Consider the following 16,616-nt stretch of genomic DNA (forward strand, 5'->3'; position numbering starts at 1 on the left):
CAGGAAATATATTCTATGTACAAGTTATACAGCATGCCAGGTTCTTGCTCTACCGGAATTCATATATTGCTAAAAATCCTTAAGCAGGATTTCAAAGTGATACCGAAAAATAGTGTCGATAATTATGAGGAGATAAATTCGCTGGGTACAGTACCAGTGCTTGAAACTGAGAAAAGACTTATACGCGAAGGGGCTGCAATTGCTCTCTACCTTTTAGAAAAACATAAAAATGATATGCTTCCCACTGACCTAGAGGAAAAAAATATATTTCTACAGAAATTGATGTTCAACTACGCAACGATGCATCCAGCCTATAATCGTTTGTTTTTTGCCGCACAGAATTTTGAAGGTAAGACACAGGAGGATGCCTTTGATGCCGCGACAAAAGCAATAAACACTTTATGGAAATCTGTTGACAAGCAACTAGAGACAAGCCTTTATGTTAGCGGTGATCGTATGACAATTATCGACTTTCTGCTATGTATCTATGCAAATTGGGGAACATTTTTTGACGTACGTATTGATCTTGGTCCAAATGTGACTCGAATGATAAGAAAGGTATCCCGAAACCCTGACTTTGTAAGCGCACTCGAAGATGAAGGCATTGAATTCGGGCTGTTCAAAACGTAACCGAATATAAGTCTTATACGTCGTAAAAATATGGGGGAAGGCACCAGTTTTGGATAGCGCCAACCTCCCCCCTTGAGAGTTTATAAAAACAGGTTATTTTAAGCCTGCTATTGTTTAGTCCCAGTAAGGAGCAAACTCCGGGTTGGCGATACGTTCACCAGCCTCTAAAGCACTAATTTTCCGCATATCTTCATCTGTTAACATGATCTTAAGTGCTTCCAAGTTTGCATCCAGATTCTTGCGTTTTGTTGAGGAAGGTATAGTTACAAGCCCTTGTTTCAATTGCCACGCAATGGCAATTTGAGCTGGGGTTGCGTTGTAGCGCTCTGCAATTTTTAATAGCACATCATCAGACATAACTTTTCCCACCGCTAACGGCATATAACCCGTTACCGTAATACCTCTCTTTTTGCAATGCTCAATAACCGCAGTATTTTGCAAGTACGGGTGTACTTCAATTTGATTGGTGTAGATCTTGCCTTCACCCAGAATATCAATAGCGTTGTCAAGCTGTTTGATTGTGAAGTTTGAGACACCGATGTGCTTGGTAAGCCCTTTTTGTTGACACTGGGCTAATAACTTAAGATAGGTTTCCATGGAGACCCTCCCATCTTTTTCTGGCCAGTGAATTAACAATAGATCGACCGATTCAACCCTTAATTTGTTAAGGCTATCTTCTACGCTGCTTATGAATGCGTCTTGCGTTAAATTATCCAGCCACACTTTTGTAGTAATAAATAGTTCTTCGCGGGGTACTCCACTTTGCTCAATGGCGATTCCAACCTCAGACTCATTGCCATAGATTTGTGCGGTATCAATATGGCGGTATCCCGCTTCAAGTGCCTGTTTAACTGATTCGATTGCGACATCACCTTCTAAGCGGAAGGTACCCATTCCCAAATTTGGTAATTCACTCATAGTACTTCTCTCTTAATGATATTTAACAGATTGTCTTTCATATTTAATAAATTGGCTTACGCCATTTTTAAATGACTATATTTATCCAGTGACCCAGATAGTCGGGTAAGCATCAGTGCCAAAATCACGATTGAGCCTCCGACCCAAGATGTATCCATGAGTGACATATCCTCAATAATGAGGCCACCCAAGAGTGAACCTAGTGCAATGCCAATGTTAAAAGCTGCAATATTGAGCCCTGATGCTACATCCACTGCATGTGGCGTATATTTTTGGGCGAGCTGCACAACATAAACTTGCAGCCCTGGGACATTGCCAAATGCAAACGCGCCCCAAATTAGAATTGTCAATACCGACGTGATGGGATTGGCTGCAGTGAATGTAAAAATAAACAAGATAAAAGCGAGTGCGGAAAATATAATGGATAGCGCCCGAATAGGCCCTAAGTTATCTGCAAGTTTGCCACCCCAAATATTACCGACCGCTACGGAAAAGCCATATACCAGCATTATTAATCCGATAGCACCGGTCTCAAATCCAGAAACCTGCTCTAAGATTGGAGCTAAAAATGTGAATACGGTAAAAGTACCGCCATAGCCAACGGCAGTCATTGCGTACACTAAAAGCAATCTTGGTTGGGTTAACACACTGAGCTGCTGAGATAGCCGTGCTGGCGGTGACTGCTTGAGATTATTGGGCACCAACAGCGCACTACCAATTAATGCAAGCACCCCCAAACCCGCTACAGCAATGAAGGTTGCTTGCCAGCCAAAATGCTGGCCAATCCATGTACCCAAAGGTACACCGGTCACAAGTGCAACCGTCAGCCCGGTAAACATAACGGCGATGGCACTAGCTTCTTTGTCTTTACTCACCAGCCCTGTGGCGATAGTCGAGCCAATTGAAAAGAAAACACCATGGGCGAGGCCCGTCAAAATACGCGCCGTAATCAGCGAGCTATAACTAGGCGCCATCCATGCCAAAAGATTCCCTACCACGAACAGCGACATCAGGGCCAACAGCACATGCTTCCGCGGCCAACGGCCGGTTAAGGCCGTTAACACCGGCGCACCCACGGCGACTCCAACAGCGTACAAGCTGACCAGCAATCCAGCTGACGGCAATGAAACACTCAAATCTTGAGCAATGATGGGCACCAATCCTACTATCACAAATTCGGTGGTCCCGATCGCAAAGGCACTCAGCGTGAGTGCCAACAATGCAATAGGCATACTCTTCTCCCGGAGCAATAAGGTTGCGCCGGAGTATGCGGGCTGATAATTTTATTAAAAACCGCAACACTATCAAACCACCTTTGCAAATATGGCAATAATCTCGCGTACCGAAGATCTAGAAATTTTCCTGGCAACCATTGACTCTGGCAGCTTGTCTGCAGCCGCGCGCGCACTGGATATTCAGGTTGCACGGGTATCCAGGGCCTTGAGCCGCCTGGAATCAGAACTAGACTGCACCCTGCTAAATCGGACCACACGCAAACTGGAGCTAACAGAGGAGGGGCGCCTCTTCAGCGACAGGGTGAGGCAAGGGCTGCAATGTTTAAGCCAAGCGGAAGACACGCTGAAAGAACTGAAGGAGCAGCCGTCAGGGCGGCTGCGAGTGGATGCGGTGACGCCGTTTATGATTCACCAATTAGTGCCACTACTACCTGAATTTCAACGAGCCTATCCACACATAGAGTTAGAGCTTGTCAGCAATGAGAGCATTATTGATCTCATTAAGCGTCGAACCGACGTTGCGATTCGAATTGGCCCCTTAAAAGACTCCAACTTGCATGCGCGTTTTTTAGGGCGAAGCCCTTTATCCATTGTTGCCAGCCGGCAATATCTAGAGCGCTACGGCTCCCCTAACCATATTAATGAATTAACCAACCACAGGGTCATCGGCTTTACTCAATCCACACATCTTAATAGTTGGCCTATCGGAAAAGGCATTGACGTAAAACCGAATATCAGTAGTAGCAACGGAGAGCTAATTCGCCAAATGTGCCTGCAAGGGGAAGGCCTGGCATTATTATCGCATTTCATGATTAAGAAAGATTTAAAAACAAAGAAGCTAGTAGAAATACTACCTGGGAGTGTGTCCAAGCAGAACCAGCGGGAACTCGTCAACGCCGTTTTCTATCGCAACACAGCCCTATCTTCTCGTATTCGTGCTTTCTTAGACTTTATTGAACCGCGCTTAACTCTTGCATAGGAAATCAATGAAAATGCAACACCAGTACATTCAAGTCACAACGGCAAAAGACCTAATCATGCGCTTTTAAATATCCTGAAAAATCAGCCTGCTTCACTTTATTTTATAAAACACTGAAACCATTATCCTTAAAAGCAAGGCCAAATTTGAGAACCAAACACAAAACCAGCTAAACAATTTTTGCTTATTCTATTCTCTACTAAACTGATCCCTGCCATCTCTCAATCCACCTCAAGGCACCCTTCAATGGCGAGCATACGTTTCGGAGTTGTTGGCACAGGAAAAATTGCTGACTTTACCGCCCGAGCCATCAGCCAGGCTGACAGCGCAAGCCTTTCCTCCGTCGCCAGCAGGCGGCACACAGGAGCCAAAGAGTTCGCTCGCGAACACGGGATACCCAATGTCTACCCGGATTGGAGGTCACTGGTAGAGGCGGAAGATTCGGATGCCATTTACGTGGCTAGCCCCACCACCAGCCGCGAGGAAATCTGCTTCGCGGCACTGGCCAACCATAAGCATCTTCTCTGCGAAAAACCTTTTCTCAATACTGCCTCGGTCGACAAAATTGCCGCTCGGGCTCAGTCTGAAGGGTTGGCATTTATGGATGCCACACATTTCACCCATCACCCTCGCACGGCCAGAATTATTCAGTGGGAAAAAAAATATCTGGGCCAAGTTAATAGAGTTCGCAGCGCCTTTTTTATCCCAATGATGGACCGCGACAATATTCGCTTCAATTCACAAAAAGAACCCACTGGCGCAATCGGGGATATCGGCTGGTACAACATGCGTGCAATCGTCGAATATATGCGCCCTACAGGAGCAATAAAGACAATTTCTGGAGCGATAAAGCGGGACTCGCAAACAGGGACCATTATTAGCGGTGCGGGCCTGATTGAATTTGCCAGCGGACAGACTTCAACTTTTGACTTCGGCTATGACTCAGGCGTTTGGCAAATGGACCTGGATATTCTGGGTGAAAACGGCCTGATCCAACTGGATAACTTTGTGCTCGACTGGAGAGACAGCGCAGTCTTTTACAACCCTGAATATACGCCAGAATTTGTGATTCGCCGGGGGGAGGCATCCCCAGACGAGTTCGAGCACCAGCAAGTGCCAATAGAACGATCGCAGGCGGTACAGATGATCGAAGACTTCTGCCACTTAACAACCCCAGATAATCAAGTTGATCGTATCCAGGCTATAGAGAGGGCCCGCGCAACCCAGTCATTAATCGACCAGTACTGCCTGGCAGTTGGCGTAGCTGTCTAGCTATCGCCACCAGCGCGCGGTATTGAATCAGATATGGAGGATAACGTGCCGAGCCCCGTGGTGATGACGGTGCTCCCAAAGGTAGATCCCCTGCCAGGTCCCCAGCATCAAGCGCCCCTTTTGCACTGGAATGGACAAGCTGGTCGCAGTAAGGCTGCATTTGATATGGGCCGGCATATCATCTGGCCCTTCAAGGGTATGGGTATAAAGCGAGTCATTTTCCGGCACCAGTCGATTGAGCCAATTCTCAAGGTCACGGCGCGCACTGGGGTCAGCATTCTCCTGGATTAGCAAGCTTGCAGAGGTGTGCTGTATAAAAAGTGTACACAACCCCTCATCGGGAGCCTGTTTACTGACCCAATCAACTACACTGCCGGTAAACTCGTGAAGCCCCTGCCCATGAACCGGAATTTTTATCTCACCTATTGCCATACGGTTTCCTATATAATTCGCGCCCGCTTTTTGTACTGACACCGCATTGTAATATGGCACTGTACCGCGTTAATACTGACGACTACCCACAACAGCTTCAAAACAAGGCCGAGCGCCTGCAAGAGGCTTACAGCAAGTTCACTGACCTGGAGCCGGAACTTTTCCCCTCCCCGCCCATTCACTACCGTCTGCGCGCCGAATTCAAGGTGTGGCATGAGGGAGGTGTAGCCAATTACGCCATGTACCGCCAGGGTGAGTACAAGAAGCCCTTTATCATCGATGAGTTTACCGTCGGCTCTGAGCTGATGAACCAGTTGATGCCGAAGGTGCTGGCTGCTGTCAATAATAGCGAAGTCCTACGCAAACGCCTGTTCTCCGCCGAGTTTCTTACCACGCTGAATGGTGATGCGCTGATTACGCTGATCTACCACAAGAAACTGGATGAGACCTGGGAGCAGGAAGCCAAAGCACTCCAGGCACAGCTGGGATTCCCGATTTTGGGGCGCTCACGCAAGCAAAAAGTGGTTTTGGAACGTGACTTCGTTACCGAAAAACTGGATATCGATGGGAAAACTTACCAGTACAAACAGGTAGAAGGCAGCTTTACCCAACCCAATGGAGAGATCTGTCGTTCCATGATCCAGTGGGCGAGAAGTGCCTGCGGAGACAGTGATAGCGATCTGCTGGAGCTCTACTGTGGCAATGGCAATTTCACCATCCCGCTCAGCGAGAAATTCCGCAAGGTCCTGGCCACTGAAATCTCCAAGGTATCGGTAAATTCGGCCCAGGAGAATATCGCCAACAACCATATCACCAATCTGGATATCGTACGCCTATCCAGTGAAGAGTTTACCCAGGCCATCGATAAGGTACGCCCCTTTCGCCGCCTTAAGGATATAGATCTGGATAGCTACGACTTCTCCACCGTCCTGGTTGATCCCCCCCGAGCGGGTTTGGATGAAGACACCTGTGCGATGGTCGCCCGCTTCCCGAGAATCCTGTATATATCCTGCAATCCGGAAACCCAATTGGAAAACCTGGAGTCGCTGACCAAAACCCATCGCATCGAGCGCTTCGCGCTCTTCGATCAGTTCCCCTATACCGACCATACTGAAACAGGTTTATTGTTGGTGAAGAAGTAATCGCTTCCGTTATTCCTCTACCCCACCCCGGCGTGCTGTTATTTCGGCGCGCTGGGAGCTTCTAAATAAGCTGCTCCCCATTAAGCGAATCTGCGATCCAAATTCAAGGCACCACAGCCCTGACAGTGTTTTATAAACGCTTCTTCTATGCCCAGGGGCTCCTGGCAGTAAAAGCAGTGCCCAGATCTTACCGTTATATGAACAGCCAATTTTTTGCTGTAGAGCATAGGCAATTTAAGTTCACCGCTCAGCGCTTTTATCAAACTTACGCTAATACGCCCCTCAGAAAAATTCCGCGTAATTTTTTGAATGTTCGGCAGGGCCTTATCAGCAAACTCCCAAACTTCACCACAGTGGTCACAGGAAATCATCATTTCCCAATTTACTCCGCCTTTCCAAAGATACAATTATTTTAGTCCCAAAGGCTGAAGTATTTTCTCCATCTGCTTAAAGGAAAGGCGACACAGCAAAGAAGGAAATAATCTTTCCAGCCACCACAGCAACTTAAGTTTTGCTGGCACAACAATGATTTCTTTGTTCTTTGCAATTTGAAACAAAGCCTTTTCTGCAAAAGCATCAGCAGATATTGGCCCCAGAGGCTCGAACATCTCTGCCTGCTGTTGAAGTGGAATGGGGGTTGGCATCCGCCCACTGACGCCACCTCCCTGCAAAATCGGCGTTGATACTGCCCCGGGGCACAAAACACTCACTCGAACACCGCAGGACTCAGCTTCAGGGCGAATAGCCTTTGATATTGCCACCACAGCACTCTTGGAGGCTGAGTAGGCGGCCATTGCTGGCGACGGAACTAAAGCCGCCATTGAGGCAGTATTGATAATATGGCCAGAGCCCTGGCGCTTCATGGCCTGGAAACCACATTGGAGCCCATGAATAACGCCAAACAAATTGATATCAATCGCCGCTTTCCAATCTTCAAGATTATGATCGGAAAAATATCCACCCACCCCTATACCAGCATTGTTAAAAAGGAAATCTAACGGAGATATTTCACTAATGACCTGAAAAAATTGATCAAAATTACGAACATCCAAGTGAACAAACGATGCTCTCCCACCGGACTCCTGTATTTGGCTGACAACCTGTGTAGCCAGGTCCCGCTGGATATCCGCGATAATGACTTGAGCCCCAAGTGCTGCCAGTCGACAGGCTAAGGCCGCACCGATTCCAGAAGCACCACCGATAATCAGTGCCGTCTTGCCACTAAAGTAAGATACTTGATCCATAAGCGCTTTCCCTTCCTTGCTTTTACCACTTTATACCCCAGTTTCTGCTATCATCGCGCCCGCAAAACCTAAGGGGTGGCCTTGCCTGAGATGTCCGGGGATCAAATTGGTCTGTCGCGACAAACCCTTGAACCTGATCCGGTTAATACCGGCGTAGGAATAGGTAGACAAAGCAAAACCTCCCCACGTCGCACTCCGGGTCTCTTTCACTGCCGTTATTCGAGAGAGAACCATGAAAAAACAGTTTCCCACCCACCCTATTGCCTGGTCTGTCAGCCTTGCCAGCAGCCTGTTCGCCGGTATCGCCACCGCTGATACCGCAGAAACCGGGCTTGAGGAAGTGGTGGTTACGGCACAGCTACGGGAAACCAACCTTTTGGAGCTTCCTTCCAGTGTTACCGTGCTGGATGAAAGCGCGATCGATGCGCGAGGCGCGGCCAATCTGGACCAGCTTTTGAACATGGCGCCCAATGTGAACTTTTCCTCTGGCGCTTCCAGGGGACGATTTGTACAGATTCGCGGAATTGGTGAGCGCAGCCAGTTTATCGATCCGGTAAACCCCTCAGTTGGCCTGATCATCGACGGTATCGACTTTACTGGCCTGGGGCTCGCAGCCAGCACCCTGGATATCGATCAAGTGGAAATCCTGCGGGGCCCACAGGGCACAGTGTACGGCGCTAATGCCCTGGCCGGCCTGATCAACATGACCAGTGCAGCGCCCACCAGTGAGTCGACCACCAAGGTGTCCGCCGAGCTGAGTGAGTACAATGGACAGAGTCTGTCCGCAGCTACCAGTGGTTCTTTGAGCGATGCTCTTGGCTATCGACTGGCTGCCAGCAAACGCAAATCCGACGGCTATACCGAGAATGTGTATCTCAACCGAGATGACACCAGCAATATTGATGAGTCTGTACTGCGCGGTAAGCTGGCCTACTCCCCGTCCGACGATTTAAAGCTGGGCGTTACCCTCTTCTATATCGACGTTGATAACGGCTACGATGCTTTCTCACTCTATAACACTCGCGAAACCCAATCTGATCAGCCCGGCTGGGATCGCCAGGAAACATTTGCCGGCGCATTGACTGCTCAATGGTCTGGCAACGAGAACTTTACCCTAGAAGGCACTCTCAGCCTCGCCGATTCAGATACAGAATATGGCTACGATGAGGATTGGAGCTATGTCGGCTTTCACTCCTGGGAATACAGTTCCACGGATAATTACCAGCGCGATAAAGACAATATCAGCATTGACCTTCGCGCACTCTCTACCGAAAAGTCCAAGTTATTCTGGGATCGCAGCCACTGGGTTGTGGGCCTTTATGGCCGCACGGAGCGCGAGGACCTGAATCGCAACCAGAGCTTCCGCAGCACTTTTGATACTGAAAACTCTGCCATCTACGGCCAGCTCTCTACGGAAATCACCCCAACGATCAACTTGATTACCGGTCTGAGACTGGAAAGACGCGAGGCCGATTACTCAGATTCCTATAACATCGATGCAGATAATGGAGAAAACCTGTGGGGCGGCAATATCTCCCTGCAATACCATTACACCGACAACACCCTGCTCTACGCTACAGTTTCCCGGGGCTACAAAGCCGGCGGTGTAAACGGCAGAATCATCTCAGAATCAACAATCAACCCTGAGATCAACAGTGACATGTTCGAGTTCGATACCGAACATATGCTCAACTATGAATTAGGTGTTAAAGGCAGCTGGCTGGAGAATCGTTTGCAAGCTCAGGTTGCGGCTTTCTACCAGGATCGAGATGACGTTCAGGCCAAGGTTTCTATTTTTGACTCTGAAGAAAAATCATTTAGTGACTACCTTGCCAATGCTGCTGGCGGAAATACAGTGGGTCTCGAAGTAGAATTGAACTATCAAGCTACCGATACCCTACGCTTTTTCGCTTCAGCCGGCTGGTTGAATGCCGAATTCGAAGGCTACGAGAGCAGCTCCCATGTCGATGCCCGCGATGACAGCGCCGAGGTCAGTTTGGCCGCTGTCGATCTGGATGGCCGCGATATCGCTCACGCCCCCAACTACCAGTTCTTTACCGGTACAGAAATCGATCTGCTTCCAAACCTGATCTTGCGATTGGAGCTTGAGGGCAAAGACGAATTCTACTTCTCAAATAGCCACGACGAAAAATCCACAGCCTACGAGCTGGTTAATGCTCGCCTGACCTACCAGGGAGATAACTGGGATGTTTCCCTGTGGGGAAGAAACCTGACTGACGAAGATTACTATGTGCGTGGGTTCTACTTCAGCAACCAGGGTGGCAATAACCCTGCTAATGGCTACGCACCCGAGCCCTACTATCAGTATGGTGAGCCCCGGATTGCCGGGGTAACAGGCACCTACACCTTCTAATCACTCAGTGACTTTGGGGCAGCGCTTCGCTGCTCCAAAACTCTCTATCAAGAGGGGAATTATGCAGCTCTCTGTCGAAATCAGTATGTATCCGTTAAAGGACGAGTACATCCCGGCTATTCAAGCGTTTATCGCACAGTTAAACAGCCACCCAGAACTCAAGGTAATCACCAATACAATGAGTACTCAGGTGTTTGGCGATTACGATCTGCTGATGGATGTGCTCAAGTTGGAAATGCGCAAATCCTACGAACAGTTTGGCCGCGCCATTTTTGTATGCAAGTTTATTGACGGCGACCTGGCCCCGGGAGAAGCGCATGTTTGACCAGGATATCAGCACCGCAATCAGCGCTTCGATTGCGGCCATGTCCCTCTGGGAGGTAGCCGCTGTAATACTGGCTCTGGCTTATTTACTCCTGGCCATGAGGGAGAAAATCAGCTGCTGGTATGCTGCCTTTATCAGTACGGCGATCTACCTGTTTCTGTTTTGGGATGTCAGCCTGTTAATGGAGTCTGCACTACAGGTTTTCTATCTGCTGATGGCGGTTTATGGCTGGTGGCAATGGCGAAATCACCGCAACCGGCAAGACGATTTAAAAATCCATCGCTGGAGCGGAAAAACCCACTCAATAGTTATTGGCGCTACCCTGATACTGACTTTACTGATCGGCTACCTGCTGGATCGCAACACCAGTGCCGCCCTCCCCTACCTGGATTCATTCACGACTCTGGGGGCAATCGTCACCACCTATATGGTCACCCGGAAGGTACTGGAGAACTGGCTTTACTGGATTGTCGTAGACGGTGCTTCAATCTATCTCTACCTGGACAGAGAACTCTACCTTACTGCCGTATTGTTTATGCTGTACCTGGTGCTGGTTGTGATTGGCTATTTCCAGTGGTTGGCCATTTTCCGAAAAGAGAAACAACAACCCGATAGCGCTCCTCAAACAATGGCAGCGGCATAGTGACCAACTGATATGAGCCAGGACTTGAGCAACATCATCCCCAACGATTGGCATCACTGGAGCAAGGCCCGGCCCACGGTGGTCAGGGCCCTGGCTGGGGGGCTGACCAATAACGCCTTTCTGGTTGAGTCCGCCGATCAGCGGATGGTGCTGCGGATAAACTCCAGCATCAGCGATCAGCTCAATCTCGACAGGGCTGCTGAACAGCAGGCGCTGCAAGCTGCCACATATTCCGACAGTTGTGCCCCTTTGGTTTACTGTGACCCGCATTACCGATATTTGCTGACCCGCTATATTGAAGGCACTCCCTGGGATAAAAATGTCGCCCACAGTTTGGAAAAACTTGCCGATCTGCTGCGCCGTATACACGATTCCCCTGCAATTGATGCCCAATTAAACATCGGTGAGAAAATCTCTAGTTACAGGCAGTTTATCGATAAGCGAGCCAGTTATTTCCACTTGCTCGACACACTGCAAGAGAAACTTCCGCAATTAATTGATGCTGCTTATCGGATGGGCGACGAAATTTGCCTGTGTCACAACGATCTAACCGGCGGCAACCTGATCTGGGCTCCCTCTGACAAGCTATACGCTATCGACTGGGAGTACGCGGCAATGGGGGATAAATTCTATGACCTCGCTGTTTTGGTAGAGGAACACAACTTGAATCAGCGAGAGCAAAATAGTTTACTGGAGTGCTATCTTAATCGCACTGTGTCACCTGAAGACAATCAACGCTTGGAGTTATGGCAGCTGATCTACGGTTACCTTTGTATTCTCTGGCACGGGGTACAATGGAGTAACCAAACCCAAAGGTCCCCGGAGCAAGGGAGATATATCGGGAAAAAAGCCCAACAGTTATTGAAAGGCCTATCGGCTCACAGCCTCAGCTGAGTAATCCCTGCTAGAATAGGCCCAATCCCCAAGAAGCGACTTTCAGTCACTACGGCGCAATCCAAGTTGCTTTCGAGGTTGCTACCGAAGTAATTCAACTAGGGACCGACTCGGCTAAAATACCCCCCTTTTTCACACCCCTAAAAAATAACCACAGAGGTACTCCTGTGATCAGATCATTTTTTGCAATACTACTTACCTTTATCGCTATCAACGCACAAGCGGTAGAGAAACCCGAGGGTTTTAAAACGATAGATGGGCTGTTTGCTGCGCTTTCAAACCTGGACCACCAGGCTATGCGAGACGGCGTCAGCGACGATTTTATACTCCTTGAGCACGGTGAAGTCTGGGATATTGAAGACCTTATCGCCGTAATGAAGCCCAAGCCCTCAAAGCTGGAAAGAATCAACTACTTCAGCATTATCAATTTTGAAGAGCGTGAGAACCTGCTGACCATCAACTACTGGACCAAGTCCATTTTTAAATCCGAGGATGGCAATAAAGAAGCAGTGTGGTTGGAAAGCGCCATTGTTGAGAAAATTGATGGCAAGTGGCTAGTAGCCCAATTGCACTCAACTCGCCTGCCCGCAGAGAAATTCCCCAAAGACGTCCAGTTTGAGCAGCAAGTCCTCTAATAAAATGCCTTACAGGCCCTGCCCGCACAGGGCCTGTGTCCATTTGATCTCTCAGGTCCCTCCCAACTAGAACAACTACCGGATTTCAAAGCTTCCAAGTGCTAGTATGTGACTCTAAATCACATATTAGTCTCCAGTTCTACAGGGCCACTCAATGAAGCTTAAAGTTTACCTCTCCGGCGAAATCCACTCCGATTGGCGTGCGCAAATTATCGAAGGTTGCCAAAAAGAAGGGCTGGATATCTCCTTCTCTTCCGCAGTCACCAACCACGACGCCAGCGATGCCGCTGGTGATGGCCTGGGTGAGGAGCAGAACGCTTTCTGGCGGGATCACAAATCAGCCAAAGTTAACGCAATCCGAATCAAGCACCTGATTGAAAACTGTGATTTGGCGGTGATTCGATTTGGCGAGAAATACAAACAATGGAACGCCGCATTTGATGCCGGCTTTTGTGCAGCCTTAGGCAAGTCCTATATCACACTTCACGATGAATCCTTGGTGCACGCACTCAAGGAAGTGGACGGTGCCGCCCAGGCCTGGGCACAGACCCCCGCACAGGTTGTCGATATCCTGAAGTACTTAACCACTCAGGCCTGAGGAGCCTCTGGATAGCAGGCCAGCAGGCATCTACTGACAAAACTGCACAATCAATAGGTGCCGCTAGGGAGCCTCCGAATAACTCCGTAATGCCTCTGCGGGCCTTGAAGGCTACAGATGTTAGGCGCAGCTCGCCGCGAATGGCCGTAGCCCTTTGCAAGAGCTGCAACGCAGCAGCTGTGGCCTTCAAGGCCCGCCCTTCGGGGCTTGCAGAGCGATTCACACTCCGCGTTACGACTTCTTGAAAGGTCTAGACATTCCTGCGAAGCCGCGCCTTGATTGTGAAACGCTCTGCATGCCAGAGGTATCACTGAGTTATTCGGAGGCTCCCTAGTTAAAAGCCGTAATTAAGGACACCGGCATAGTTCGGCCGAGAGGCTGCCTCTGCTGATGGGTTGTGCACTAGCTCGCCGCTACGATTGATCGCATAGATTTCCGCACCGCAGTGCTTGCAGAATGCCTTCTCCCGTAAAGCCCCCTCTTTAAAGTGGTATTTGCGCAGTGACTTTTCAGGATCGCTGATATGGATAGCGACTTCAGTATCAGCGTGCCCCCTTTGGCCCGCTGGTACAAACAGGGCATCTATAAGCTTGTTGAAATGAATCGCTCCACAATGACAAGTTAACGGATTCATAGCCCTATCTCCCTGGTCGATTAGTATGGGGAAGCAGTTTACTATTTACTTTAATTTAACAAAGGGGATATATTGAAAAGATCTTTTAGCTTTAAGGAAACAGTCTGTGCGCAGAGAGTACGACAAATACCACTTGATCAACGTTTTTTGCAGTGTTGTTGATCACGGTTCCTTAAGCAAAGCTGCCAAGCACTTGGGCCTGTCTACGCCCACCGTAAGCAAGACTCTCGCCCAACTTGAACAGGCCCTTGGCCAGGTATTACTCAATCGCACCACCCGGGCAATCGCTGTCACAGACGCCGGAAGGATTGCTTACCAGAAAGGGCAAAAAATAATCAGCTCATTCACCGAGCTGGAAGACCAGATTGCAGAGGCGGCAACGCTCACCCGAGGAAAATTAAAAATCACTTTTCCGGAAACCCTCGGCTTAAAAGTATTCAGTCATATCTGCAATGATTTCCAGAAAGCATTCCCCGATTTCAGCTTGGAGCTTATTTTCAGCCCCTATCACCTGGATTTAATCGAGGACGATATCGACATTGCTTTTCGCGTCTGGGAAACCCTGCCCGATTGCCAGTTTTACGCCCAGCCCCTATTTAGTATCCGCCCTATTTTTATTGCCGCGCCGACCTATCTGCAAGAACACGGCTGCCCCAAATCCATTGCCGAGCTCAGCCAACACAACATCATGCTAACCCGCCTTGACGGCCTGGAAGATGGCTGGTCAATTGATGGGAAGTTCTACCAATTCAATGGAAATTTAATCTCCAATAAAACCTTCCATACCCGAGCAGCAGCATTAAACGGGAATGGCATTGCCAAGCTCCCCTCCTATTTTTGCCAACGGGATATCAAAAAGGGGCGACTGGTAGAGGTACTCCCTGACTTGGAGCGAAAAGATAAAACTGTAGGTGCTATCTATAAAGTAAAGCGAAAAGATTCAAAGAAAATTGACGTGTTTTTGAACTTTGCACAAGAGCGCTTGCAGGAGTATGACTTTAGCCTGTTTGATGAGTGAGAATGTGCCACTAAAGAACTCTGCAGCGATTAGAGATCCTCTGTGAAACACTCAGCTGTTTAGCACCACATTAGGTGGTACCATAGAACAATAATAAGCGGCTTGCTGCTGGGGCTGAAGAGAGTGAGAACAATACTCTCGAAATACACTGTAGATACATCCCCTCTCCTTTATTGGTAAAGCCGCACAACAGTCATACATTGGAGATTGAAGTGACAATCACTAAAGAGGTCGAACAAGGCCAAGCTGTCTATTCCAAACCCGTACTTTGGCTTTATGATATGTGGGTTCTGGGCATATCAAACCGCTTTATTTGGAAGTGCCCAACTCCTGGAATACTAGAGCACTTCAATCGAAATATATCCTCCAACCACTTGGATGTAGGTGTCGGAACGGGCTACTTTATGGACAGGTGCCATTTCCCCTCTGACACAGTCCGACTCGCCCTGATGGATCTGAACCAAAACAGCTTGGATATCTCAGCGCAAAGAGTGGCCCGGTATAATCCAACACAGTTCCGCTGCAATGTCCTGGATAAAATTACTTTAGAGACTGAAGTTTTTGATTCAATTTCCTTAAATTACCTATTTCACTGCCTCCCCGGCAAGCTGTCAGAAAAATTGGTTGCGCTAGACAATGTCGCAACCCTGCTATCGGAATCAGGCACTGTATTTGGTTCCACCATCCTGTCTGAAGGCGTACCGAAAAGTGGAGCTGCCAAGAAATTAATGGCTATCTACAATAAGAAAGGGATATTTTCTAATACTCAGGATTGTGAAGAGGACCTCGATACATTCCTTGCCAGTCGATTTAAAGAGTACAAAATAGAAGTTCGCGGGTGTGTAGCACTATTCAGTGCGCAGCACAAAATCACTGGCTAGAATATCTCAAGGGTACTTATGAGGATGAAATTCTCGTTTAAGTTGGGGCTGAGAAGTCCACTGATATTCATTACCTTGTCAGCTTTAGCAGTAGCTCCCACTTATTGCCTGGGCCTGCATTTCAGTGTGTTTGAAGATAAATTTGAATGCATTGATATTCACAATTCTCTAAACTGTGCACGGTCAATCGAAAGTGGATTGAGTGATCAGGTCAACCATATCCAGCGGACGCAACCAGGGCACCTGACTATTGCCCTGAATAGCGGAAAATCACTGACGTACACAGACATCCTTCCCGCTAATAATCCCGTAGAACATATAGCCTACTCTGCAATTGAGCAAATAACTGATAACCTGCTACTGATTCATCAACAGCTCTGGGAAGCACATTCCTATATTTTGCTCGACCTGAGAAACGGCCATGAATATTCTCTTGCCGGCTACCCTTTGCTGTCTCCACAAGGCGGCTACCTTTTTGTTGCCGAACAAGACCTGGACGCCGGTTTTAATGAAAATGCCTTACAAGTTTACCGCTTATCTGAAAATACTTTGAACTTACTATATGAGCTAAAGCCTGAAAACTGGGGGCCAGAGCAAGCTGACTGGGTAACAGAAAATACAGTCTCTTTCACACAAAAGCAGCTTAACCCCAACTATTTTTCAAATGAAAATCAGCCCTTTTATATTGAGACTAAAGCTGTGCTTTCTATTACCCCTGATAGCCAAAGTGTAAACATTCGATATTTTGATTAAAATGCGCCT

At 48.3% G+C, this 16,616-nt stretch carries 19 protein-coding genes and 1 riboswitch; of the genes, 13 read left to right on the forward strand and 6 right to left on the reverse strand.

What is annotated here, in order from left to right; genetic code table 11:
* Positions 1 to 15 precede the first annotated feature (15 nt).
* Positions 16 to 630 (forward strand): glutathione S-transferase family protein, encoded by a 615-nt coding sequence (locus ACJJI5_RS14835; protein ID WP_445354472.1) that lies wholly within the window; start codon positions 16 to 18, stop codon positions 628 to 630.
* A 114-nt stretch (positions 631 to 744) separates the two neighbouring features.
* On the opposite strand, the gene dkgB is transcribed toward ACJJI5_RS14835, so the two are convergent.
* Together dkgB and ACJJI5_RS14845 are read right to left on the reverse strand one after the other, a co-directional pair.
* Entirely contained in the window at positions 745 to 1,548 is an 804-nt protein-coding gene (gene dkgB / locus ACJJI5_RS14840) for a 2,5-didehydrogluconate reductase DkgB (RefSeq protein WP_445354473.1), read from the reverse strand.
* A gap of 56 nt (positions 1,549 to 1,604) precedes the next feature.
* Positions 1,605 to 2,780, reverse strand: a complete 1,176-nt coding sequence (locus ACJJI5_RS14845) for an MFS transporter (RefSeq protein WP_445354474.1) — start codon at positions 2,778 to 2,780, stop codon at positions 1,605 to 1,607.
* Positions 2,781 to 2,871: 91 nt separating this feature from the next.
* On the opposite strand from ACJJI5_RS14845, the gene ACJJI5_RS14850 reads away from it, so the two are divergent.
* Both ACJJI5_RS14850 and ACJJI5_RS14855 read left to right on the forward strand, forming a co-directional pair.
* Positions 2,872 to 3,762 (forward strand): LysR family transcriptional regulator, encoded by an 891-nt coding sequence (locus tag ACJJI5_RS14850; protein ID WP_445354475.1) that lies wholly within the window; start codon positions 2,872 to 2,874, stop codon positions 3,760 to 3,762.
* A 246-nt stretch (positions 3,763 to 4,008) separates the two neighbouring features.
* Complete coding sequence (locus ACJJI5_RS14855; protein WP_445354476.1) at positions 4,009 to 5,034, forward strand: Gfo/Idh/MocA family protein; 1,026 nt, start codon at positions 4,009 to 4,011, stop codon at positions 5,032 to 5,034.
* 27 nt (positions 5,035 to 5,061) lie between these two features.
* Here ACJJI5_RS14855 and ACJJI5_RS14860 read toward each other — a convergent pair whose 3' ends face one another.
* Entirely contained in the window at positions 5,062 to 5,466 is a 405-nt protein-coding gene (locus ACJJI5_RS14860) for a secondary thiamine-phosphate synthase enzyme YjbQ (RefSeq protein ID WP_445354477.1), read from the reverse strand.
* 53 nt (positions 5,467 to 5,519) lie between these two features.
* On the opposite strand from ACJJI5_RS14860, the gene trmA reads away from it, so the two are divergent.
* Positions 5,520 to 6,608 (forward strand): tRNA (uridine(54)-C5)-methyltransferase TrmA, encoded by a 1,089-nt coding sequence (gene trmA, locus ACJJI5_RS14865; protein ID WP_445354478.1) that lies wholly within the window; start codon positions 5,520 to 5,522, stop codon positions 6,606 to 6,608.
* A gap of 80 nt (positions 6,609 to 6,688) precedes the next feature.
* On the opposite strand, the gene ACJJI5_RS14870 is transcribed toward trmA, so the two are convergent.
* Together ACJJI5_RS14870 and ACJJI5_RS14875 are read right to left on the reverse strand one after the other, a co-directional pair.
* Positions 6,689 to 6,982: a hypothetical protein gene (locus ACJJI5_RS14870; protein ID WP_413662386.1), complete on the reverse strand. Its 294-nt coding sequence runs from the start codon at positions 6,980 to 6,982 to the stop codon at positions 6,689 to 6,691.
* Positions 6,983 to 7,015: 33 nt separating this feature from the next.
* On the reverse strand, positions 7,016 to 7,852 hold the full coding sequence (locus ACJJI5_RS14875) for an SDR family NAD(P)-dependent oxidoreductase (protein WP_445354479.1): 837 nt from the start codon (positions 7,850 to 7,852) through the stop codon (positions 7,016 to 7,018).
* Between the two features lie 61 nt (positions 7,853 to 7,913).
* Positions 7,914 to 8,029, forward strand: a riboswitch (TPP riboswitch).
* 55 nt (positions 8,030 to 8,084) lie between these two features.
* Between ACJJI5_RS14875 and ACJJI5_RS14880 the strand changes: the two genes are divergently transcribed.
* The 6 genes from ACJJI5_RS14880 to ACJJI5_RS14905 all read left to right on the forward strand — a co-directional run bounded on the left by ACJJI5_RS14880 (position 8,085) and on the right by ACJJI5_RS14905 (position 13,321).
* Positions 8,085 to 10,226 carry a TonB-dependent receptor gene (locus ACJJI5_RS14880; protein ID WP_445354480.1) on the forward strand — a complete coding sequence of 714 codons (2,142 nt, stop codon included), beginning with the start codon at positions 8,085 to 8,087 and terminating at the stop codon, positions 10,224 to 10,226.
* 61 nt (positions 10,227 to 10,287) lie between these two features.
* Entirely contained in the window at positions 10,288 to 10,551 is a 264-nt protein-coding gene (locus ACJJI5_RS14885; RefSeq protein WP_282932390.1) for a hypothetical protein, read from the forward strand.
* Positions 10,544 to 11,194 carry a nicotinamide riboside transporter PnuC gene (pnuC, locus tag ACJJI5_RS14890; protein WP_444957989.1) on the forward strand — a complete coding sequence of 217 codons (651 nt, stop codon included), beginning with the start codon at positions 10,544 to 10,546 and terminating at the stop codon, positions 11,192 to 11,194. The genes ACJJI5_RS14885 and pnuC overlap by 8 nt, the downstream gene beginning before the upstream one ends.
* A 12-nt stretch (positions 11,195 to 11,206) precedes the next feature.
* Positions 11,207 to 12,088 (forward strand): phosphotransferase, encoded by an 882-nt coding sequence (locus tag ACJJI5_RS14895; protein WP_445354481.1) that lies wholly within the window; start codon positions 11,207 to 11,209, stop codon positions 12,086 to 12,088.
* 167 nt (positions 12,089 to 12,255) lie between these two features.
* Positions 12,256 to 12,723: a nuclear transport factor 2 family protein gene (locus tag ACJJI5_RS14900; RefSeq protein WP_445354482.1), complete on the forward strand. Its 468-nt coding sequence runs from the start codon at positions 12,256 to 12,258 to the stop codon at positions 12,721 to 12,723.
* 154 nt (positions 12,724 to 12,877) lie between these two features.
* Complete coding sequence (locus tag ACJJI5_RS14905; RefSeq protein WP_444893547.1) at positions 12,878 to 13,321, forward strand: YtoQ family protein; 444 nt, start codon at positions 12,878 to 12,880, stop codon at positions 13,319 to 13,321.
* 334 nt (positions 13,322 to 13,655) lie between these two features.
* Here the strand turns inward: ACJJI5_RS14905 and ACJJI5_RS14910 are convergent, their stop codons facing one another.
* Positions 13,656 to 13,955 (reverse strand): GFA family protein, encoded by a 300-nt coding sequence (locus tag ACJJI5_RS14910; protein WP_444893546.1) that lies wholly within the window; start codon positions 13,953 to 13,955, stop codon positions 13,656 to 13,658.
* Positions 13,956 to 14,061: 106 nt separating this feature from the next.
* On the opposite strand from ACJJI5_RS14910, the gene ACJJI5_RS14915 reads away from it, so the two are divergent.
* From ACJJI5_RS14915 to ACJJI5_RS14925, 3 genes are all read left to right on the forward strand, one after another.
* On the forward strand, positions 14,062 to 14,973 hold the full coding sequence (locus tag ACJJI5_RS14915) for a LysR family transcriptional regulator (protein ID WP_445354483.1): 912 nt from the start codon (positions 14,062 to 14,064) through the stop codon (positions 14,971 to 14,973).
* A 212-nt stretch (positions 14,974 to 15,185) separates the two neighbouring features.
* Entirely contained in the window at positions 15,186 to 15,854 is a 669-nt protein-coding gene (locus tag ACJJI5_RS14920; protein ID WP_445354484.1) for a class I SAM-dependent methyltransferase, read from the forward strand.
* A gap of 126 nt (positions 15,855 to 15,980) precedes the next feature.
* Positions 15,981 to 16,607: a hypothetical protein gene (locus ACJJI5_RS14925; RefSeq protein WP_445354485.1), complete on the forward strand. Its 627-nt coding sequence runs from the start codon at positions 15,981 to 15,983 to the stop codon at positions 16,605 to 16,607.
* Positions 16,608 to 16,616: the final 9 nt, after the last annotated feature.

The sequence above is a fragment of the Microbulbifer maximicatervae (SeqCode) genome, assembly GCF_052467955.1.